Raw genomic sequence first — 20,732 nt, 5'->3', positions numbered from 1 at the left:
TGAGTGACCTACCGGCCGTTCTGTTGATACGCGATCGCTGTCAGCAATCCGACTTCGTCGTTCACGTCTGCGGTGCTGCTGAGCCCGATCTTGTGGGTCGACTGCCCGGGAGCTTTGGCCGGGACAAGAAGTTCGGATTCGGGGGCCTCGACAAAACGTAGTCCGAGGTCGACTCGGGCCTTGGTGGCCGCTGCGATGGCGGCGAATTGGCGAGCGCGAACGAAGGGCGTGTAGGTTCCGCGGCCTTCGACCCGAACATCGGTTCCGAGTTCGTCGATCAGACGTCGGGCTGCATCGAAGATCGGCCGCAGTGCCGCCTTCGGGCCGCTGTACTGCTGGTCGATGTATTGCTCGACGGTCGGCTCCACCCATCCGGACTGTTCGGCAGACTCGAATGCAATTGCCCACTGCGAATTCTGCGGCACACCGTGCTCTGCTTTCAGCCACTTGCGCACTTCGTTCTGATCGAGCGGGTCGACCCCGGACGTCCGTACGGCCTCAACCCATTCTTCGAGGGTGCGCCCGGTACGGTCGCGCATGGACGAGGTGACTGCGGCCATCATGTCGGAGGGTTCCATGTGTCTGTTCTACCGGTTGTCACTGGTCTTCCGGTTGTCGCTGCTCTCTCGGTTCTCACGGTGCACGGGTAGCTCGCTCAGTCGATGCCGAGCATCGTCTTGAACGCGCGCACGCCGGTCACTTCGACGGGATACGGCGGTGCGACAAAATCTTCGCGGCTGAGGGTGAAGAGACGACGCACGGTCATGCGACCGTCGGCAGCCAACTCCTCTACTGTGCCGTCTGCGCGGTACCCGACTTTGGTGGACACCGTGATCGAGGCGGGGTTGTCCGTGAATGCCGATGACACCACGCTTCGTGCACCCAAAGAGTCGAATGCGAATGCGCAGATTGCCTGTCGGGCGAGAGTGCCGACACCCCGGCCTTGGAACCCGCGTCCGATCCACGAGCCGGTTTCACCGGTACGACTGGTAGGAAAGTCCGTCGCGGCGAACGCCTGGCAGCCGACGATTTCTCCGTCGACGACAATGGCTGTTTCGAATTTCCAGTCGGTCATGGTCATCGCTCCGCGGACCGACCAGTGGTATTGGATGAATCTTCGCGACACTTCGTCGGGAGTGCCCACCGTCCAGGGGACGAGAAACGGCATCTGTTCGGCAGGGTGAATGCCGGCTCGGACCAGCGCAGTGAGTTCGGGGAAATGATCGTCGCGCACAGGGAGCAAGGTGATGGGCCCACACGTGATCGTGACTCCGTACGGAGGCCAGATCTCTCGCAGTGGGTCAACCATCGTCTTCAGACCTTCGTTTCGTGTGCGAATCGGGTCACAGTCTGGCATGCCAGGCACGTCCGAGTGAGCGACTTCTGGTCATCGGGATTCTTTTGCCCTCGCGGTACGAAGTCGTGACATTAGTGTGTGGACGGTGACTACAGACAAACCGGTACGTCTTCGTGAAGGTAGATCGCCTGACAGGCTTTCGCGTGGTGTGGTGGCCGGATACGCAGCGGGAAGTGTCGGTACGGGTGGATTCGGTGTTCTGCCAGGTCTGGTACTGGCGTACTACCTGACCGACACGCTCGGCGTTGCCGCGGCGCTCGCGTCGCTTGTGGTCATTGTCCCGAAAATCGCCGACGTCCTGATCGATCCGCTGATCGGGTCGATAAGCGACCGAAGCTCTCATCGAACTGGTACGCGAGTGCCACTCATGCTCGCAGGCGCTCTGGGACTGCCGTTGCTCTTCATTCTCACGTTCTCGGCCCCGGTGTCGGCCGGCCCCGGAGTCGGGGCGATGTGGGTGCTCGTCTTCTTCCTGCTCGCGGCGAGTGCCTACAGCCTCTTTCAGGTGCCGTACATCGCGTTGCCGACCGAGTTGACCGGCGATTACCACGAGCGCACCCGGTTGGTATCGGTTCGAATTGCGGTGTTGGCCCTGACAATTCTGGTCATCGGCGCCGGCGGACCCGAGCTACGCGACGCTGCCGGGGGCGGAGCACGCGGTTATCTGGTCATGGCGATCGGGGTGTCGGCGCTGATGTGCGGGGCAATGATCTGGGCAGTTCGCGGAGCCGCGCGCCACACGGTGACTCACGCGGACGCGCCGGTCGGCTCGTTGCTCACGCAGTACCGGGACGGGTTCGACGCGATACGACGTACCCGCGCGTTCCGATTGCTGGTCATCGTCTTTGTGCTCCAAGCTCTTGCCACCGCTGTGATGTTGGCGGGTGCGCAATATCTGGCGACCTATGTGATGGGCAACGAAGGTGCGCTCACCGGTCTGTTCGTTGCACTCGTCGGACCAGCTCTCGTCGTCATGCCGCTGTGGTACCGGTTCTCGCATCGGTACGGAAAGCTTCGCGGTTACGTGGTGTCTTCGGTTCTGTTCGTCGTCGCCACGGCGTTGTTGACGCTTGCGGCTGTCGACGCGGGTTCGTGGATCTACGGTGCCGTCGCGCTTGCCGGCGTCGGCTACGCCGGCATGCAGGTGTTCCCGCTGGCGATGCTTCCGGACGTCATCGAGGACGACGCGCGAATCGGTGGGCGCCAACGCGGTGGTTCGCTCAGTGGTATCTGGACCGCCGCGGAAACCGCAGGCCTTGCCCTGGGACCCGCGGTGTTCTTGGGTGTACTCGCGGTGACCGGCTTCGTTTCGAAAACTGCGGGCGAGGCTGTCGTGCAACCGGAATCGGCGCTGACCGGAATTGCCCTCGGCTTCTCGGTCGTGCCGGCGATCCTGGTTGCGATCAGCCTGGTCGTATTGCGGAATTACCGCACCGAACAAGAATCCACTCACGAGAACGAAAGGTGAACGATGAGTTCCACTCGGGCCGAGGAACTTCAGGGCAAGATCGTCGAGAGCGCAAACCTCGAGAAGAGGGCGGCCGACATCTTGAGTCGGTTGCGTTCGCTTCGCGAGCAGGACGCTCCGACGCACGGAGGCCGGGTTCTGTCGTACGTGTACGACAGCGGCCTCGCAGCGCTCGACGAGTTGGCAGCGGACGCAGCTCGATTGGTTCAGCCGGTCAACGGTCTCGACCCGACGGTGTTCCCGTCCACCGCGGTGATGGAGCGTGAGTTGGTTGCGTTCGCACGCGAGTTCCTCCATGGAGCTTCAGACCCAGCCTCAGATACAGACGCCGGAGGCGTAGTCGTCGGCAATGTCACCAGCGGCGGAACGGAGAGTTGTGTGTTGGCCGTCAAGGCAGCTCGCGACTTCCGTGGGCTCCCGCCGGGTGAGGGTTCGCTGGTTCTTCCGACCACCGCGCATGCCGCTTTCCACAAGGCAGCTCACCTGCTCGGACTGGAACTGATCCTGGTACCAGTAGATCCCACGTCGGGGCGCGTCGGCGCACAAGATATTGCGACGGCAGTTCGGAAAGACACGGTCTTGATCGTCGTCTCCGCGCCCAGCTACCCGTTCGCGGCGCTCGACCCGATCGCCGATGTCGCGGAAGTTGCTCGTGCACATTCGATTCCACTGCATGTCGACGCCTGCATCGGTGGGCTTGCGTTGCCGTGGTGGGGTGATCTGCCACCCTGGGATTTCCGGGTGCCCGGGGTCACCAGCATGTCCGTCGACTTCCACAAGTACGGATACTCGCCCAAAGGCGTTTCGGTCCTGCTGCACCGAGGGCGAGATCTGCATCGCAAGCAGTATTTCGGACTCACGGACTGGCCGGGGTACCCGGTGGTCAATCCCACGCTTCTCGGTTCCAAATCCGTTGCTGCTCTTGCCGGTGCTTGGGCGATTTCGCAAGTCCTCGGGCAATCCGGGTACGCCGAATTGGTGTCCCGGGCGCAGCGGGCCACTCGTGCACTGATCGGCACGGTCGAGGCAATCGAGGGTCTTCGCGTCGTGGGCTCGCCGGTGGGACCACTGTTCGCGGTCGCTACCGACGATTCCGTGCCGCTCGAACGGCGAGTGGATCCGCATCGCTGGGTGAGCGCTGTCGGTGCTCGCGGCTTCGTCCTTCAAGGGCAGCCGGCGTCGACGCAACCTGACGGGACGACGTTGCCTCGAACAACCCACCTCACCGTCACCCCGGTGACGGAATCTGTGCTCGGCGAGTTGACCAGCGCACTCGTCCTCGGTGCCGACGACGTTCGCGGCTCGGCGGCAGCCGAGGCGCCGCCGGCCCTGGCAGAGTTGGCCGGAGCATTCGAACGTGGCGATGTCACCGTCGCCGATGTTCTTGCGTTGCCCAGTGACGCCGTCGCGGCAGCGTTGACGTCGGCGGGGCTGGATCCTCGGGGCTCTTCCGATTCTCCCTTGGACATGGCGGCCGTCCTCGCGGCAGTGGAATCGCTGCCACGTGAGGTCACGAAGAGACTGCTGGTGGAATTCCTCGCCGGAATGGTGGAGCCCTGAACTCGGCGATGAATACCGAAACCGCGATGAACACTGTCCAAAACTCGGACAAATGGCGCGAAAGATTCGCGAATCGGGCGTAAGTTTTCTGTCATCGGCTAACCATCTTTTGTCGGAGGGTTGATCAGTGACTGGTGCCGCGGCCAAGATTTTGACGGTGTTCGAGGAAGTGATCGGGGTTCCGCTTCCGGTTCGCGTGCGATGTTGGGACGGTTCGGAGGCAGGGCCACCGGACGCCGCTGCGCAGGTTCACTTCCGGAATCGGCGTGCCCTACGGCGGGTCCTTTACTCTCCCAACGAATTAGGGCTGGCGAGGGCGTACGTTTCCGGCGATCTGGACGTAGACGGCGATATCTTCGCGCTCCTCGACGTTCCGGAACTGGTCACGCGGCTCGGTGAGAATCGTTTGTCGACGTTGCCGCTGCGCTCGATTGTTCGCGCCGCCGGTACTTTCGCCGGCTTGGGAGCGGTGGGTCCACCACCGTCACCCCCGGCGATCGAGATGCGTAGTAAGCGAGGCAAGCGGCACAGTAGATCACGCGATTCGGCGACTGTCTCCCATCACTACGACGTCGGGAATCGCTTCTACGAACTGTTCCTCGGGCCGAGCATGGTCTATTCGTGCGGATACTGGCCGGAAGGTGTCGAATCCCTCGAAGCTGCTCAGTACGCGAAGCTGGACTTGATTTGCCGCAAGCTCGATCTGAAGCCGGGAATGCGACTGCTCGACGTCGGCTGCGGTTGGGGATCGATGGCATTACACGCCGCCCAGAACTACGGCGTCGACGTCGTCGGAGTCTCGCTGAGCAACGAGCAGGTCGAATACGCCAAGGGGCGAGTTGCCGACGCGGGTTTGACCGATCGCATCGAGATTCGGGTGCAGGACTACCGCGACGTCGACGACGGCCCTTATGACGCGATTTCGAGCATCGGCATGTCCGAGCACGTGGGCCTGGTCAATTTGCCGGTGTACACGGCAAAACTCTACGACCTGCTCGTGCCGCAGGGTCGTCTGCTCAATCATGCCATCGCCGCGGTGAAGTCGTTGTCGGACAACGTCGATGACGGTCCCAGCTTCATCGACAGGTACATCTTCCCGGACGGTGAGATCCTTCCTTTGAGTAAAACCATTGATGCGCTGGAACTTTCGGGTTTCGAGACGCGTGACAGCGAAGCGTTGCGCGAGCATTACGCACTGACACTGCGCGCATGGGTCCAGAACCTTCGTGAGAACTGGGACGCATCGGTCTTACAGGTCGGTGCTCCCCGGGTGCGTACCTGGTTGCTGTATCTCGCTGCCAGTGCCCTGGGTTTCGAGGAGCCGCACAGGCTTACGATTCATCAGGTTCTGGCCGTGAAACCAGGGGATCGGGGGGCCAGCGGCATGGCCCGCTCGCGTGACAGTTGGTATCGATCGATTGAAGTCCCGCAGATCGAAACCGGTCCGCGCGTCGACTGAGGCCTATACGTTGGATTTCCATGAGCACCCGGAAGGTTGTCCTCGCGGCACTGACGATTTCGGCCGTTGCGGTATCAGCGCTGTTGCCGACCTCGCTGTTGTTCACACCGATGTCGAACGCCGAACCTGTGAACGATTTCTACGATGCGATTCCGGGCGACGTCGGTGATCCGGGTTCGGTGATTCGGACGGAACCGCTGGCTCTGGCCGGTGCCGTCGGCGGAGTGCCTGGTGTGGGGACCCGGATCCTGTATTCGAGTACCGACACCCACGGATCCAAGGTTGCTGTGTCGGGCTCGTACCTGGAGCCGGCTGCCCCGTGGTCAGGAGCGGGCCCCCGCCCGACGGTGGTGATCGGTCCGGGTACGCAGGGCCAAGGTGATCAGTGCGCGCCGTCGAGGATGTTTCCCACTGCCGGTCAGCTCCGCCTGGCGGAACCCGGGAATCCGTCGAACTACGGTGCCGGTGTGGACAGTGTCGGTGTCAACTACGAGTCAGCTTTTGCTTTCGCTTTCCTCACCCAGGGCGTTCGTGTATTCGTCACCGACTACATCGGACTCGGAACACCCGGCGTCCATACCTACGTCAATCGCGCCGAGGAAGCCCATGCGATGTTGGACGGTGCGCGCGCTGCCCGAGCCCTCGCGCGGGCAGGAGAGGACGATCCGATAGCGCTGTGGGGCCACTCGCAGGGCGGCGGCGCCACTGCCGCTGCAACCGAACTGGCACCCGAATACGCGCCTGAGTTGAATCTGGTCGGGAGTTACGCGAGCGCGCCCCCGGCAGACCTGGCAAGCGTTCTGCGTCATATCGACGGTACCGGCCTGATGGCCGCGATCGGTTACACGATCAACGGCGTCCTCGACCGCTATCCCGCCGCCCGAGAGCCGATCGAATCTCGACTCAACGACTACGGCCGGTCCGTGCTCGCCGACGTCGCCGGGCAATGCCTCATCGATTCCCGAACCAAGTACGGGAAGCAGTCGACGGCGTCGTGGACCACAGACGGACGACCACTCGCCGACGTGGTGGAATCGGTACCGGAGATCCAACAGGTGATCGAGGAACAACGCATCGGGTGGCGAACCCCGGCCTCGCCGATTCTGGTCAACGGAGCGCTCAACGACGATTTCATCCCGTACGAGCAAACCCGGCGCCTGGTTCAGGACTGGTGCGGGCGCGGGGCCGAGGCGACGTTGTTCACCGACACCTTGCCTGCGGTGAATCCGGGGAGCGGCAACAACCACCTCGCGCCGGCCGTAGCGGATTTCGGCGTCGGATTGCAGTACGTGCTGGACAGATTCAACGGCAAGCCGATAGTCGGTGCGTGCAACGCCTGAGTCGCCGTGTCACGTAACCACCGTCTCACTTCTAACAGTGGTTGACTGAGCCCGTGAACGATCGACCGCACGACCTTCCGATCAACCCGGTTCCACGGAGCGCCCTGGGTGCCGGGCCGGCGCTGAGAGTGTCGACGGGTCTGCTGCTCGGTGTGGCCGCCGGTGTCGTCACGGCGTTGGTCGGCTACCCCCGATTCGCGTTTCTGATCGGCTGGGATGTGGCGGCGATGGTGTTCACGGTGTGGACGTGGATTCTGGTCTGGCCCTTCGACGCGACGCTCACCGCAAGCCACGCAACGCGCGAAGAGCCGGCCCGAAACGTCGCGCACCTGCTGATTCTCGGTGCCGCCGTCGCGAGCCTGGTCGGTATCGCGTTCCTGCTCCTGGCGGCACCCGACGGACATCACTACCAAGTAGTGGCGGCATCGGTTGCAGTCGGCAGCGTCGTGATCTCGTGGCTGGCGGTACACACGCTCTTCGCCCTCGGATATGCACGGCTGTACTACTCCGGCCCCGACGGCGGAATCGATTTCAATCAGGAAGAACCGCCGAGGTACAGCGATTTCGCCTACGTGGCGTACACGGTCGGGATGAGCTTCGCGATTTCCGACACCAACTTGAAGTCGTCGGACATGCGCGCGATGGCACTCGGCCACGCATTGCTGTCGTACCTGTTCGGTTCGGTGATCGTGGCGTCCGTCGTCAACTTGATTGCGGGCCTGTGATCTCTCGAGCCGTGTTACCGATCAAGCCGCTGCACGCCCGATGCTCGAGAGGAAGCCGGCGGCTCCGAAGAACAGACCGGCGAACACTCGATTGGTGGTTCGCTGCTGTTTGGGGGAGCGCATCAAGGTGAGCACCCGGGCGGCCAGGCCGGTGTATCCGGTCATCACGATCACGTCGACTGCGCACATCGTGGCGGCGATGATCAGATACTGCGGCAGCAGCGGCGCCGACGGGTCCAGGAACTGCGGGAGCACTGCGAGCATGAAAACGACGGCCTTCGGATTGCTCGCGTTCACGAGAAATCCGCGAAGCATCATCATCGGACCGGAGCTGCTCGCGGCTGCCTCGTCGGTCTCCACCTCGGTGGGCGCCGATCGCCACTGCCTGATCCCCAGGTAGACGAGGTATGCGACACCGAACCACTTGATCAAGGAAAAGGCCACGGTCGAACTGGCGAGAATTGCACCGACCCCCGCCGCGACAATTCCGATCTGCAGCAACAATCCCAACTGCAGCCCGAAGATGTTCCAGTATCCGCGTCGCAAGCCGTAGGCAAGTCCCGACGACATCGACGCAATGGCGCCGGCCCCCGGCGACAGGCTGATCACCCAACTTGCTCCGAAGAACGCCAACCAGACGTGCCAACTCATGTCGAAAGTCCTTTGATCGGGAAATACTCCCGACAACGAGCACGCACGGGATCAGAAAAGTGTAGACGGACAGTCCTGCTCACTGCTCGCGACAGTGCAATGATCGGGAGATGACGTCGTATCCCGTACTGGACCTGACACCCGACGAATTGCTGACCACAACGCGGACCGTTCGAAAGCGTCTGGATCTGACCCGTCCCGTGCCGTTGGACCTGGTGAAGGAATGCCTCCAGATCGCCCTGCAAGCGCCCTCCGGTTCGAATCGCCAGGGCTGGCAGTGGATGGTGGTGACCGATCCGGCACTGCGTGCAGCAGTCGGGCAGATCTACAAGGAAGTCACCGACGAGTACCTTGCCTCTCACGGTTCGGCGGCAAAACTCTTCGCCGATGATCCCGATCGCGCGCCGATTCAACAACGCGTGGGCACCAGCGTCGCGTGGCTCGGTGAGCACATGGGTGAGGTGCCGGTCCTTCTCATTCCGTGTATCAAGGCGGGCAAGACGCTGCCGGAGGGGAACCAAGCCGGCCTGTGGGGTTCGCTACTCCCGGCTGCGTGGAGTTACGCGCTGGCCGCGCGGGCAATTGGGCTCGGTACGGCGTGGACGACATTGCATTTGCAGCGTGAAGCGGAAGTTGCGGAGCTGCTGGGCATTCCGGCCGGATTCCATCAGGCTGCGCTCATCCCGACGGCGTACTTCACCGGCGAGACGTTCAAACCCGCCGCCCGTGAACCGGTCGACAACGTGCTGCACGTGGACCGATGGTGAGCCTGATCTACTCGGCGATCTGCTCGATCGACGGGTATGTGGCCGATGAGCAGGGGAACTTCGACTGGGCGGTTCCCGACGCGCAGGTCCACGCGTTCGTCAACGAGCTAGAGAGGGGAGTCGGCACGTACCTGCTCGGGCGCCGGATGTACGAGACGATGATTCCCTGGGAAACAATGGCGTCCGAGGATCTCGAGCGTTCTTCGGTGGCAGGAGGACCTTCGGCTCCGGGCGAGTTTGCCGGTATCGAGGCGGCGACCGCCGAGTTCGCTCAGATCTGGCGTGGAATCGACAAGATCGTGTACTCCACGACGCTGAACGAGGTGTCGACCGCACGTACCAGGATTGTCCCGAGCTTCGATGAAGACTTCATCCGTTTGCTCGAGAGTGAAGCGGTACAAGATATCTCGATCGGTGGACCGACGGTTGCGGTTAGTGCTTTCGCGGCGGGTTTGGTCGATGAAGTCAGACTGTTCCTGTGTCCGGTCAATATCGGTGGCGGATTGCGAGCTCTCCCGGAAAGCCGGCTTGATCTGCAACTGCTCGAGGAGAAAACCTTCGACGGCGGCGTCATCTATCTGCGATACGCCGTTCGCTAAGCAATCACCATCACTGCCGTGACGACGCCGAGTAGAGCGATGTAGGCGGCGGCATGGACTCGGTCCGGTATGGCACCGACGATTCGTCGGCTCAGCGCGATCGCCGGTAGGGAACCGGCGAGTAGTGCACAGACGGCCAGAAGGTCGACAGCGCCGACTCTGCCCGCCGACAGATCCGAGGCTGAACTGTGCCCTGATGAGACCGCATACACCGCAGTCGCGACGACGGCGACAGGCAAGCTCAACGGGTTGGCGCTCGCGGCGGCGTCGGCCATCGGAACTCCGCGGCGTCGCATCATCGGAACCGTCATGACGCTCCCGCCGACTCCGAGGAAACTTGCGACGGCACCGATGCCTATCCCGACAGCGCGGACGCCGTGACGGTCAAGATGTTCGCGAGGTTCAGATGGTGTCAGAAACCCTTGTCGCAGAAGACTGTCCAGGATTGTCACCAGCAGGTAGAGCACAAACAGAATCCGGACGACGCCGTCGTCTACGTGGCCCGCCGCAACCGCTCCGAGCCCGGCTCCGAGTGCGACGGGGCCGATCAGAGGTCTGATGTACTCCGTCCGAAGCCGTCCTGACTTCCTGAATGCGACTGTGGCACCGAGTGAATTGACCACCATCACGGCCGCCGAGGATGCTACGGCGACATGCATCGGATCGATGACGTCCGGCCTCAGCGTCGATGCAGCGTAAACGACTGGGACAGTGACAAACCCGCCACCGAATCCGAACAGAACGGTGGTGACTCCGGTCAAGGCGCCGAAAGCGAGAAGGATGAGGGCGTAGTGAAGCACTCGATGAACGGTAGCGATTTCTCCGCTGGCGCACATTCGAAGGTTCGCCAGGTTCCATTGTCAATCAGACACGGACTCGGTAGGTTCCTCCGGTGCGCAACATCTCGATCAACGACGTCGATCACTCACCCCGCGGTGTTCTCGCAATCGGAACCGACTACCCACCCGGTCACGTGCTGGCCGCCCACGAACATCGACGAGCCCAGTTTCTCTTCGCTGTGAACGGTGCGATGAACGTCGAAACCGAAGACGGTGAGTGGACTGTTCTGCCGTCCAATGCGGTCATGATTCCCGCCGGTGTCGCTCATGCCGTGACAATGGACGGCGTCAGCACGCGAAGCCTCTACATCGAACCGTCCGCAGCGCCGTGGTTCCCGGTCAGGTGCCGAGTCGTCGCAGTATCGTCGCTCCTGCGTGAGTTACTTGTCGCTGCAGTCGACGTGGATGTCGAGCTGAATGTGGAGGACGACTTCCCCGCACACGGACGCAGCGCCGCGGTATTTCAGCTGATCCTGCACGAACTTCGCGATCTTGCGCCCCTACCTGTGGAACTCCCGCTGCCTCGGCACTCGGGATTGCGGGCGTTGTGCGCGCAGTATCTCGCAGCCCCGTCGATCCATGACTCGCCCACGCGGTGGGCTGACCGACTCCACGTCAGTGAACGGACACTGCACCGCTTGCTGATCTCGGAAACGGGGATGAGCGCGTCGTCGTGGATGCAGCGTGCCTGCATTCTTCACGCGCTTCCGAAACTTTCTGCCGGGGCCAGTGTGACGGCCGTTGCGTCTGAACTCGGATACTCGACGCCGGCTGCCTTCGCGGCGATGTGCACCCGAGTCTCGGGTGCACCGCCCAGTAGCTATCGGGCGCGCGTCACGACACAGACACAGGGATGATGTCGGCGACGACGTCGTGGATGAGACCGTCACGGACTTCGAAGGTTTCACGAATCTCCACGGTCATGAGGCGAGTGCCGCCGATTCCCGCGTCCAGCAGGTAGGTGGTCGAGACGATGTCCCCGGCCTCCGACATCTCGAGGTCTCGGACGCCCTGGATAACGCGGTATTGGATGCCGTTTTCGAGGTCGGCGGACATCTGTGGTCCGGAGAACCCCGTCTTGAGTCCGGCTTCGACGCGGGTCGCATCCGGGGCGAAATGAACATCGGAGACGTCATGGGAGACGAGGGCGTCGATGTAGGCGCGTGCTTGCGCCTCGCGGGGTGAATCGGCCGGGTTCGGGGCTGCCGTCGCAGCGCCTCCGGCAACCAGGATCAGGACAGCGGTGGCAGCGGCAGTTCCGGCGATATTTCGCAGTGTTCGCATGGGACATCCTAACGACGAGGAGTGGAGGAAATTCGGAAAACGGCCCTCATCGAGTAGCCGTACAGCTGCGGGGAGGATCGACGAGCGAGCAGAAAGCCGGGGCCATGACGGGCACGTAGTCGGCTCCGACGCCGTTGTCGTGGATGATTCGGCGGTAGGCGGCGACGCCGTCGGTCGGGATTCGGGCCGCAGTGGGATCGCCGAGAACATCGACCGTGTAGAGGCCGAATCGAGGTCGGTACGAACCCCATTCGTAGTTGTCGGTGATGGACCAGTAGTTGTAGCCGATCACGTCGGCACCGTCCTCTCGGGCGCGTTCCATCCAATAGATGTGATCGCGTAAGTGATTCGCGCGTGTGTATCCGTCGGCGCGCGGCGCTCCGTTGTCGGTGGGCATGCCGTTCTCGACGATGTAGAGGGGGAGTTCCGGATACTTGCCCGAGTACTGCATCAATGCGTCGTACAGGCCTTCGGGCTGCGGCGTGACGTTGTAGAACTCGTCGAGTGCGGCGTACGCGGCAGTCGGATTGTTCAGGGCCACACCGTAGTAGTAGTCGATGCCGAGAAAGTCGAGCTTGTCGCGAACTCGATCCGTGAATACCGAATCGATCGCCTCGGACACGCCGGGAATGAAGGAGAAATTACTGCTTACGCGGGCACCGGGATCGAGAACATGGATGCGGTCGTAGATCGCCCGGTGGACTCGGACCAATGAGTCGAACATCGACGGCGCCTGGGTGAGTGCGATTCCGCCGTAGGTCAATTCGCGCTGAACGTACACAGTCGGCTCGTTGATCGTGATCCAGAGTGCCCCGATTCCGGAGTACCGCTCGACTACCTTCTCTGCGTTGACCAGCCAATCGGCTTCCGTCTTCGGATTTGTCCAGCCGCCTTGATCGACAACCCATCCCGGATACACCCAGTGGTCGAGTGTGATCATCGGAGTCATGCCCCGCGCGCGGATGTGAGCTACCACGTCGTCGTAGTAGGCGAATTCGGTCTCGTTCCAGCTCCCGGCGGCGGGCTGAACTCGCGCCCACTCGACGCCGAATCGGAAAACCTTCGATCCCAGATCGGCCGCCCGGTCGATGTCCTCGGCGTAGCGATGACGGAAGTCGACCGAGTCACCGATCTTGTCGTGGGTTCGTTCGGAATCGGAGTATCGAGACCAGTTGCTGTCCGGCGACGAACCTTCCGATTGGAACCCGGAGGTGGCAACGCCCCAGAGGAAGTCATCCGGTACCTCAGCCGAGGCGTGCGCGGGAAGGGCCAGCACCCCGAACAGGCACGTCAGTGCCATCAGCGCAGGCGCGATAGACCGTGACAGGGCTCCCATGCCTGGGAGACTAAGTCATACAAGTGTCCAGTCGCAGGCGTTTCGTCCGATCCGCCCGCGGCTGGACCGTGTCACTCAGTGACCCAGCCGCTCAGAAATTCCGCTCAGAAATCCATGGTCATCGATCCCGGGTTCCACGTCCCGGAGCGCTGAACGGTCGTTTCGTCGACCTGGGCAGGTACTGCACTCGGATCGATCGGTGTGTACTTCTCGATCGAACCCCAGTCGCGAGCCCAGTCGTTGTCGAGATACGACGGAATGGTCTGCGCGGTCAGGAGCAGATCGATCCACCCCAACGGTCCACCACCGTAGTGGTCCTGCCAGGCACTGGTCACGAGCGCACCGGAATGGTCGGGAAGGATCCGATACTCGGGGACCTCGGCGATACCGACCCGATGATCGAAGGGGCGTTGGCATGGGAATGCCAGTCCGACAGCCCAATCCAGCATGACGGGCGCCTGTGAACCGACGACGTCGTTGAGCTTCTGGGTCTTCGGAACCCGCGGCGGGGTGACGGCCACCCATTGGTCGGGCTTGCTGTCGTAGTCGCTGACGACCAGTCGAATGCTGTTGGCTTCGACGGGAATCTGATCCAACGGCACACGCAGGTTCCGCCATGACGGCGCCGGGCCGATGTCGAGGGGCGCGATCTTTCCGAGTGTTTCGACAGCGTCTGTTTCGGCATCGTCGACGCCACGCGCTGTGCCGTACTCGACCTCGACGTTCTGGCCGTAGGTGACGATTCCGTCCTTGTCGACGGACCGAACACGACCAGCCGCGGCAATCGAGATGATGTCGCCACGCGTGGCGTTCTCGCCCACGTCGGGGAGTTGGTACCAGTCACTGGTCAGAGTGCCGGGGGAGGGCTGACCGTAACTACCCATGACGGGTGTTGTCGCCGGGTCGAGACCGAACGGCAACGCGACCGAACTGCCGTTGACTCCGGTCTGTCCGGCGCCACCGCCGGTTCCGGCCGAGTTGCCGGCGGTGTCCTCGGAGGTGTCGACGGTGTTCGCGCCGCCGGTAGCCGTGGCTTCCTTGTCTGCTCGAAGGTCGGAAGCGACGCCATTCGGATCGAATCCCGTAGCCCCACCGGCGGACAGTCCTGCGGCGACGCTGCCCGAGAGGGGCGTCAGCATCGAGGCGTTCGGATCGGTCTCGAGCAGAACGTCGTTGGCGAGACCGCAATGTTGGCCGAGAACGGCGTCGACGTTTGCACGGCCCACCGAATAGGCCGGGTACTGGGTGACCGCGCCCTTGGCCATGGACAGCACCTCGAAGAGGACCATGGCACCTGCGGCAACCGTCAGTGGCGAGATGGCAAGCAGTCGAGCGTGCTTCGCGGACGGTTCCTTCCCCGCGGTGTACGGCTCACGGAAGAAGTACCACGCGGCGACGCCGAGCATCAGCACCGTCAGCCCGAGGAGGACGGTGCTCGCGCCGAGTCCGCTGATGGACACAGGCTTGTCCCACCACGGAACGCTGTAGCTGGACACGTAGTAGTAGCTGTTGCTGCCGGTGAATGCCACCGCGAGGAGGAACAGGACGGCCGCCGCGAAGAGGGCCCGATTGCGCGGCGAGCGCAGGAGTTTTGTTCCCACGGCGACGGCCGTCATCATCGCCAGAACGGCGGTGAGTCCGGCAAAGATTCCGAAGTGGTGCGTCCACTTGGTCGGCGAGAACATCAGCAGTGGCAGTGCGCCGATCGTCAGCCCCACGACGCGGCGTGACGGGCCGGCGGCCAAACCGGGAATCCGGCCCCCCTTGCGCAGCATCATCGCGGTGCAGACGCCAAGGCACAGAACCATGACGAACACACCGAATCTGCGAGTCAGGGAACCGTCGACGGAGATGTTGAAGAGGTACTGATAGCGGAGGTACTCGTCGAACCAGGGCTGATTCGGTGAGATCGAGTGGACGCGTTGCATCTCGATGACGGCGGCCAGACTTTGATCGCCGAACGCGGGGATGAGAATCGAGAGTCCGGCAGCTAGCAGTGGCCCGACAGCCGCGACGTAACCGGTGGTGCGCGCACGTTCGATGATGATGCGCATGATCGGGCGTATTCCGGCGATGAGTGCGGCAAAGCAGATGAGGCCGGAAGGGCCGGCAGTCAAGGTGAATCCGGCGATCAGGATCGCGACTGCGACCGGCAGAAGTCGTCTCGTCGCGACGGCGCGTTCGATCGAGCACCAGGTCAGCAGCACGCCGAGGGCAACGATCGGTTCGGGGCGCAGTCCGTTGTTGAACGGAAGCCAGAAAGCGAGGAAGACAAGCGCGCCGGTCCAGAGGGCGAGTCGATTTCCGCGAATGGCGGCGCCCAGCCGAGGCGCAACCTCCCGGCTGATGACGAGCCAGGTGATGATGCCTGCCAACAGAGCAGGCAGACGGACCCAGGGGCTTGCGGTGCTGACGTGGGCCAGGAGTCCGAGGATGTTGTAATACGGCGTTCCGAACGGGGTTTCGGGGACCGCGAACCACCGGAAGTAGTTGGACATGTAGCCCGATTGCTCGGAGGCTCTTGCCATCGTGAACTGGTAGCCGTCGTCGGTGGTGGTAGCGCCGATGAAGTGCCACAGCACCAGAGTTCCGACGACGACCCCGTCGAGGACGGTGAACTTCCACCATCGGGCGGGCAGAAATTTGCGTGTGCCCCGGCCGTCGCGGTTGTCGAGGCGGTGCAGCGCGAAGAGGGACACGAGAGCCGTGAGTGCCCCGAGAATCATGGCGAGAGTCTTGATCACCGACGGGCTCGACGTGAAGCGAGAGTCCGCCTCGATCGAGACGTTCAAACCGGCTGCCGCCGAATCGAGGTCGCTGAAGACGCCGACTACCTGTGGCCGGCTGTCGCCCTCGATGACGCGCGGTTCGGAACCGGTGGCACTGAAGGTGGTTCGGGTCGGCTCGGCGGCGAGCGTGAGTGCGCATCCACTCGGCAGATCAGCGACGGGTGTCGAGAGCAACACTCGATCGCGTAGGACAACGTCGACCCGAGCGGGAGCGTCGGCGGATTCGGGGGAGACAGTGGCAACAAATCCGTAGCGGCGCGCATCGGCGGCACCCGGGGGAGCAGTCGAGACGAGCGTTCCGCCGGTGGCAGCCAACTCACTGATCGACGCGCACGGAATCGATGACTCCATGCGCAACGGTGTGTACGAGACCAATGGCGCCTCGACGCTTGTCGTCGACCCGGCCTGCGGCCAGTTGACGGCGGCGGTGTCCTGCTCGATCGGCAGGAACGGCACTGATCCGCACAAAACTATGCCGAGGATCGATGCGACAATCCCAACGATCCGTGCTCGGTTCGGTCCGCTGGATCGCTGAGGGGTCGGCAAGGCCGGAGGTGCGGTCGTGGCCACGTCACTGTCTGTCACGACTTTGGACCCTAGCTGTGCGTGACGTGTTTGTTATAAAAGCGCGAGTAATGGGATGGTCGTGTTCCCGGTGTCATTCCTCGGGGTGGGGTTGTCGGCGATCGAGGCGGGGGTGCTGTGCGCGAATTTCACGAGTCCATTCCCCTGAGCCCACTACTGCGGCGGTCGGCGGTCGCATTGTGCGTCGTCCTCGGAATTGTCCTGGTAATTGTCTGCGGGTTCGCGGCAATCGTGGATCGCGACTCGGCGGGCTACGTCGGCGCCGTGTTGTCCGCGGTCCTGTCCTTCGGGTTGGCCGCGTACATGTGGAAGGTGCGCGTGATCATCACCACAGACGTCGAACGAGTGTCGATCGCGCTGTCTCCGGGGCTGTGTCAGGTATTTCGGTGGGACGAAGTTGTGTCTGCCACTGCAGTACATATCGGGATGGGCTCCGGAATCGGTTATCGAATGACCGGCCCAGGTTTGCGGGTAATTCTCGCATCTCCCGGCGACGGGGTCCGCTTTCGTCTGCATGACGGCCGTGAAATCTCGGTGGCAACACCTCGAAGGGACGAGCTGATCGAACTCGCCCGGCGGCGGGCGCCGGACCTGCAGTGAGCGTTGCAGGTGGACCGGTGAAAAACGGGGTGCGCCTATCCTGGATAATTGACATCAGTTCTGTGTTTCAGGCGCGCTGTTCAGGGCCTGTGATGCCGGACCGGTTTGCTGCCGCTTGCACAGGCACCCCGTTTGCGTACGAGAGGAACTCTCATGCTTGCCCGCACCGACCTGCGTGGTCGTACCCCATCCACGGCCGAACTTCGCGCCGCGCTTCCCCGAGGTGGAGTGGATGTGGACGCGGTACTGCATCAGGTTCGCCCGATGGTCGAAGCCGTCCGTGATCGCGGGGCAGAAGCCGCCCTCGAATTCGGCGAGAAGTTCGACGGCGTTCGTCCGGCTTCGGTTCGTGTACCCGCGGCCGAGCTCGAGCGCGCACTTCGTGAACTCGACCCCGCAGTCAAGGAAGCCCTCGAGGTTGCGATCGAGCGCACCCGCAAGGTGCACGCCGATCAGCGTCGCAAGGACACCGTCACCGAGGTCGTTCCGGGTGGCACGGTCACCGAGCGTTGGGTTCCGGTCGAGCGCGTCGGGCTGTACGTGCCCGGCGGCAATGCCGTGTACCCGTCCAGCGTTGTCATGAACGTCGTGCCGGCTCAGACCGCCGGCGTCGGATCACTTGTTGTCGCCTCGCCGCCCCAAGCCGACTTCGGCGGATTGCCGCACCCGACCATCCTTGCCGCAGCAGCCATGCTCGGCGTCGACGAGGTGTGGGCCGTCGGCGGCGGGCAGGGCGTCGCCCTCCTTACCTACGGCGGAACCGACACCGATGGAACCGAGCTTGTCCCGGTCGACCTCATCACCGGTCCCGGCAACATCTATGTCACTGCCGCCAAGCGTCTGTGCCGCGGACTGGTCGGCATCGACGCGGAAGCCGGTCCCACCGAGATCGCGATCCTCGCCGACCACACCGCTGACCCGGTCCACGTTGCCGCCGACCTCATCAGTCAGGCCGAGCACGACGTGATGGCCGCTAGCGTTCTTGTCACGACCAGCGTCGACTTGGCCGACGCGGTCGACAAGGCTCTGGCTGCGCAGCTCGAGATCACCAAGCATCGCGAGCGCGTCACCACGGCACTGACCGGTAGCCAGTCGGGCACGGTGCTCGTTTCTGATGTTTCCGCTGGTCTGCGCGTCGTCAATGCGTATGCGGCAGAGCACCTCGAGATCCAGACCGAGGATGCAACCGGGGTGGCAGCTCAGGTCACCAGCGCTGGTGCCGTGTTCGTCGGCCCGTGGGCGCCGGTCAGTCTCGGCGACTACTGCGCCGGCTCCAACCACGTTCTGCCGACGGCCGGGTGTGCACGCCACTCCTCCGGTCTGAGTGTGCAGACGTTCCTTCGTGGAATCCACGTGATCGACTACTCCGAGTCTGCACTGAAAGACGTTGCCGGACATGTCATCACGCTGGCCAATGCGGAGGATCTGCCGGCTCACGGCGAGGCTGTGCGTCTGCGATTCGAGGCTCTGCGATGAGTAGTGCTCCTGGAGAGTCGATTTCGGTCGACGCCCTGCCGATTCGCGAGAACCTGCGTGGAAAGTCGGCGTACGGCGCACCGCAGTTGACGGTTCCGGTTCAGCTCAACACGAACGAGAACCCGCATCCGCCGACCCAGGCGCTCATCGACGATGTGGCCGAATCCGTGCGCGAAGCCGCGAAGGAACTGCACCGCTACCCCGACCGTGACGCTGTGGCGTTGCGGACGGATCTGGCGGCGTACCTGGCGAAGCAGACAGGTGTACCGGTCACCGTCGACAATCTGTGGGCGGCAAACGGATCGAACGAGATTCTGCAGCAACTTCTTCAGGCGTTCGCAGGTCCGGGACGTAGCGCGATGGGTTTTGTGCCTTCGTACTCGATGCACCCGATCATCGCCGACGGTACCGATACCGAGTGGGTCGAGGTCTTCCGTCGGGACGACTTCGCACTCGACGTGGATGCTGCCGTCACCGTGATCGCGGAACGTCGACCCGACGTCGTGTTCGTGACCAGCCCCAACAACCCGACCGGACACAGCGTCGGCATTGCAGAACTGCGACGCATCCTCGACGTGGCGCCGGGCATCGTGATCGTGGACGAGGCGTACGCGGAGTTCTCCGCTGCCCCGAGCGCGATGACGCTGATCGACGAGTTCCCGGCCAAGCTGGTTGTGACCCGCACCATGAGCAAGGCTTTCGCGTTTGCCGGTGGCCGACTCGGCTACCTCGCCGCCGCTCCCGCGTTCATCGACGCACTGTTATTGGTGCGCTTGCCTTATCACCTCTCGGTGGTCACGCAGGCGGCGGCACGTGCCGCCCTGCGTCACGCCGACGAGACCCTCGGCAGTGTGCACGCCTTGTCCGCCGAGCGCGATCGCGTGTCGAAGGCGCTGGCGGACACCGGTTTCCGAGTGATTCCCAGTGACGCGAACTTCATCTTGTTCGGTCAGTTCACCGACAGTGCACAGGCGTGGAAGGAATACCTCGACCGCGGGGTTCTCATCCGCGACATCGGCATCCCCGGATATCTGCGGGCCACCGTGGGACTCGAAGCCGAGAACGACGCGTTCATCAAGGCCAGTGACGAAATCGCAGGCACCCAGCTGGTCGACACGAATTCAGGAGAGACGGCATGAGCGATCGCATCGCGCGGATCGAACGAACAACTCGGGAATCAAGCATCGTCGTCGAACTGAATCTGGACGGGACCGGCATCGTCGACGTCTCCACCGGCGTTCCGTTCTTCGACCACATGCTCAACGCGTTGGGTACTCACGCCAGCTTCGATCTCGACGTCAAGGCGAAGGGCGACGTCGAGATCGACGCTCACCACACCGTCGAGGACACCGCGATCGTCTTCGGCCAGGCGCTCGGCCAGGCACTCGGCGACAAGAAGGGCATCCGTCGTTTCGGCGACGCTTTCATCCCGATGGACGAAACGCTGGCGCACGCGTCGGTCGACGTCTCCGGTCGCCCGTACTGCGTGCACACCGGGGAGCCCGACTACATGGTGCATTCCGTCATCGGCGGGTACCCGGGCGTTCCGTATCACGCGGTGATCAACCGCCACGTGTTCGAGTCGATCGCATTGAATGCACGTATCGCACTGCACGTTCGGGTTCTGTACGGCCGCGATCAGCATCACATCACCGAAGCCGAGTACAAGGCCGTTGCGCGCGCTCTGCGTGAGGCGGTCGAGCCGGATCCGCGCGTGAGCGGCGTGCCGTCGACGAAGGGCACACTGTGAGCGTCCTCTTCACCTATCTGCTGTTCATCGGTGCGGGAATTGCCGTGGGCGGCGCCTACTCGATGTTCAAGGTCAACAAGCTTGCGTCGGGAATCCTTCTGGCGTTGGCGGTTCTGGCGGCGGTAGCGGGCGCACTGCGTCTGTGAC

At 63.1% G+C, this 20,732-nt stretch carries 20 protein-coding genes; 13 read left to right on the top strand and 7 right to left on the bottom strand.

The features are described from left to right. Positions 1-8: 8 nt before the first annotated feature. The gene (locus G9U53_RS13520) at positions 9-578 is read right to left on the bottom strand and encodes a DUF5655 domain-containing protein (RefSeq protein WP_064689187.1); all 570 of its coding nucleotides are present in this window, start codon (positions 576-578) and stop codon (positions 9-11) included. A gap of 77 nt (positions 579-655) precedes the next feature. Continuing rightward, positions 656-1,309 (bottom strand): GNAT family protein, encoded by a 654-nt coding sequence (locus tag G9U53_RS13515; protein WP_180279627.1) that lies wholly within the window; start codon positions 1,307-1,309, stop codon positions 656-658. Between the two features lie 124 nt (positions 1,310-1,433). Between G9U53_RS13515 and G9U53_RS13510 the strand changes: the two genes are divergently transcribed. The 5 genes from G9U53_RS13510 (at position 1,434) to G9U53_RS13490 (ending at position 7,909) form a co-directional block, all read left to right on the top strand. Further along, entirely contained in the window at positions 1,434-2,825 is a 1,392-nt protein-coding gene (locus G9U53_RS13510; protein WP_193595237.1) for an MFS transporter, read from the top strand. Between the two features lie 3 nt (positions 2,826-2,828). Continuing rightward, positions 2,829-4,385 (top strand): aminotransferase class V-fold PLP-dependent enzyme, encoded by a 1,557-nt coding sequence (locus G9U53_RS13505; protein WP_007732275.1) that lies wholly within the window; start codon positions 2,829-2,831, stop codon positions 4,383-4,385. 127 nt (positions 4,386-4,512) lie between these two features. Beyond that, positions 4,513-5,844: a cyclopropane-fatty-acyl-phospholipid synthase family protein gene (locus G9U53_RS13500; RefSeq protein WP_054187182.1), complete on the top strand. Its 1,332-nt coding sequence runs from the start codon at positions 4,513-4,515 to the stop codon at positions 5,842-5,844. A gap of 20 nt (positions 5,845-5,864) precedes the next feature. Then, a complete protein-coding gene (locus tag G9U53_RS13495; RefSeq protein WP_050655342.1) occupies positions 5,865-7,184 on the top strand; it encodes a lipase family protein in 1,320 nt (439 codons plus the stop codon). Positions 7,185-7,237: 53 nt separating this feature from the next. Beyond that, complete coding sequence (locus G9U53_RS13490) at positions 7,238-7,909, top strand: DUF1345 domain-containing protein (protein ID WP_030537075.1); 672 nt, start codon at positions 7,238-7,240, stop codon at positions 7,907-7,909. Positions 7,910-7,930: 21 nt separating this feature from the next. Here G9U53_RS13490 and G9U53_RS13485 read toward each other — a convergent pair whose 3' ends face one another. After that, on the bottom strand, positions 7,931-8,560 hold the full coding sequence (locus G9U53_RS13485; protein WP_037130153.1) for a LysE family transporter: 630 nt from the start codon (positions 8,558-8,560) through the stop codon (positions 7,931-7,933). A 110-nt stretch (positions 8,561-8,670) separates the two neighbouring features. Here G9U53_RS13485 and G9U53_RS13480 point away from each other — a divergent pair, with 110 nt between their 5' ends. Further along, a complete protein-coding gene (locus G9U53_RS13480; RefSeq protein WP_165638779.1) occupies positions 8,671-9,327 on the top strand; it encodes a nitroreductase family protein in 657 nt (218 codons plus the stop codon). Continuing rightward, positions 9,321-9,926, top strand: coding sequence for a dihydrofolate reductase family protein (locus G9U53_RS13475; RefSeq protein WP_030537073.1), 606 nt, complete (start codon positions 9,321-9,323; stop codon positions 9,924-9,926). The genes G9U53_RS13480 and G9U53_RS13475 overlap by 7 nt, the downstream gene beginning before the upstream one ends. Here the strand turns inward: G9U53_RS13475 and G9U53_RS13470 are convergent. Then, positions 9,923-10,726, bottom strand: a complete 804-nt coding sequence (locus G9U53_RS13470) for a sulfite exporter TauE/SafE family protein (protein ID WP_197492815.1) — start codon at positions 10,724-10,726, stop codon at positions 9,923-9,925. The genes G9U53_RS13475 and G9U53_RS13470 overlap by 4 nt on opposite strands. A 92-nt stretch (positions 10,727-10,818) precedes the next feature. Between G9U53_RS13470 and G9U53_RS34175 the strand changes: the two genes are divergently transcribed. After that, on the top strand, positions 10,819-11,622 hold the full coding sequence (locus G9U53_RS34175; RefSeq protein ID WP_081557950.1) for a helix-turn-helix transcriptional regulator: 804 nt from the start codon (positions 10,819-10,821) through the stop codon (positions 11,620-11,622). Here the strand turns inward: G9U53_RS34175 and G9U53_RS13460 are convergent. From G9U53_RS13460 to G9U53_RS13450, 3 genes are all read right to left on the bottom strand, one after another. After that, entirely contained in the window at positions 11,600-12,049 is a 450-nt protein-coding gene (locus G9U53_RS13460) for a hypothetical protein (RefSeq protein WP_007732260.1), read from the bottom strand. The two genes, G9U53_RS34175 and G9U53_RS13460, sit on opposite strands and share 23 nt — an antisense overlap. Before the next feature lie 46 nt (positions 12,050-12,095). Beyond that, entirely contained in the window at positions 12,096-13,349 is a 1,254-nt protein-coding gene (locus tag G9U53_RS13455; protein ID WP_081557949.1) for a family 1 glycosylhydrolase, read from the bottom strand. Positions 13,350-13,489: 140 nt separating this feature from the next. Next, positions 13,490-16,744 carry an arabinosyltransferase domain-containing protein gene (locus G9U53_RS13450; RefSeq protein ID WP_165638881.1) on the bottom strand — a complete coding sequence of 1,085 codons (3,255 nt, stop codon included), beginning with the start codon at positions 16,742-16,744 and terminating at the stop codon, positions 13,490-13,492. A 132-nt stretch (positions 16,745-16,876) separates the two neighbouring features. Between G9U53_RS13450 and G9U53_RS13445 the strand changes: the two genes are divergently transcribed. From G9U53_RS13445 to G9U53_RS13425, 5 genes are all read left to right on the top strand, one after another. After that, positions 16,877-17,359: a hypothetical protein gene (locus G9U53_RS13445; protein WP_232329865.1), complete on the top strand. Its 483-nt coding sequence runs from the start codon at positions 16,877-16,879 to the stop codon at positions 17,357-17,359. 153 nt (positions 17,360-17,512) lie between these two features. Next, positions 17,513-18,835 (top strand): histidinol dehydrogenase, encoded by a 1,323-nt coding sequence (gene hisD, locus G9U53_RS13440; RefSeq protein ID WP_007732254.1) that lies wholly within the window; start codon positions 17,513-17,515, stop codon positions 18,833-18,835. Continuing rightward, complete coding sequence (locus tag G9U53_RS13435; protein WP_042449556.1) at positions 18,832-19,974, top strand: histidinol-phosphate transaminase; 1,143 nt, start codon at positions 18,832-18,834, stop codon at positions 19,972-19,974. The genes hisD and G9U53_RS13435 overlap by 4 nt, the downstream gene beginning before the upstream one ends. After that, complete coding sequence (gene hisB, locus G9U53_RS13430; RefSeq protein WP_003942383.1) at positions 19,971-20,585, top strand: imidazoleglycerol-phosphate dehydratase HisB; 615 nt, start codon at positions 19,971-19,973, stop codon at positions 20,583-20,585. Before G9U53_RS13435 ends, hisB begins: the two co-directional genes overlap by 4 nt. Then, positions 20,582-20,731 (top strand): hypothetical protein, encoded by a 150-nt coding sequence (locus G9U53_RS13425; protein WP_007732248.1) that lies wholly within the window; start codon positions 20,582-20,584, stop codon positions 20,729-20,731. Before hisB ends, G9U53_RS13425 begins: the two co-directional genes overlap by 4 nt. Position 20,732 lies beyond the last annotated feature (1 nt).

The organism is Rhodococcus sp. D-46 (genome assembly GCF_011290655.1).
Lineage (GTDB): Bacteria > Actinomycetota > Actinomycetes > Mycobacteriales > Mycobacteriaceae > Rhodococcus_F > Rhodococcus_F qingshengii.
Note: the sequence above shows the minus strand (reverse complement) of the source record. Positions and strands in the feature narration are given on the sequence as shown.

Bases quoted from the DNA above. Each gene is read 5' to 3' on its own strand.
- G9U53_RS13520 (WP_064689187.1), bottom strand. From the start codon at position 578: ATGGAACCCTCCGACATGATGGCCGCAGTCACCTCGTCCATGCGCGAC.
- G9U53_RS13515 (WP_180279627.1), bottom strand. From the start codon at position 1,309: ATGGTTGACCCACTGCGAGAGATCTGGCCTCCGTACGGAGTCACGATC.
- G9U53_RS13505 (WP_007732275.1), top strand. From the start codon at position 2,829: ATGAGTTCCACTCGGGCCGAGGAACTTCAGGGCAAGATCGTCGAGAGC.
- G9U53_RS13495 (WP_050655342.1), top strand. From the start codon at position 5,865: ATGAGCACCCGGAAGGTTGTCCTCGCGGCACTGACGATTTCGGCCGTT.
- G9U53_RS13485 (WP_037130153.1), bottom strand. From the start codon at position 8,560: ATGAGTTGGCACGTCTGGTTGGCGTTCTTCGGAGCAAGTTGGGTGATC.
- G9U53_RS13480 (WP_165638779.1), top strand. From the start codon at position 8,671: ATGACGTCGTATCCCGTACTGGACCTGACACCCGACGAATTGCTGACC.
- G9U53_RS13475 (WP_030537073.1), top strand. From the start codon at position 9,321: ATGGTGAGCCTGATCTACTCGGCGATCTGCTCGATCGACGGGTATGTG.
- G9U53_RS13460 (WP_007732260.1), bottom strand. From the start codon at position 12,049: ATGCGAACACTGCGAAATATCGCCGGAACTGCCGCTGCCACCGCTGTC.
- G9U53_RS13455 (WP_081557949.1), bottom strand. From the start codon at position 13,349: ATGGCACTGACGTGCCTGTTCGGGGTGCTGGCCCTTCCCGCGCACGCC.
- hisD (WP_007732254.1), top strand. From the start codon at position 17,513: ATGCTTGCCCGCACCGACCTGCGTGGTCGTACCCCATCCACGGCCGAA.
- G9U53_RS13435 (WP_042449556.1), top strand. From the start codon at position 18,832: ATGAGTAGTGCTCCTGGAGAGTCGATTTCGGTCGACGCCCTGCCGATT.
- hisB (WP_003942383.1), top strand. From the start codon at position 19,971: ATGAGCGATCGCATCGCGCGGATCGAACGAACAACTCGGGAATCAAGC.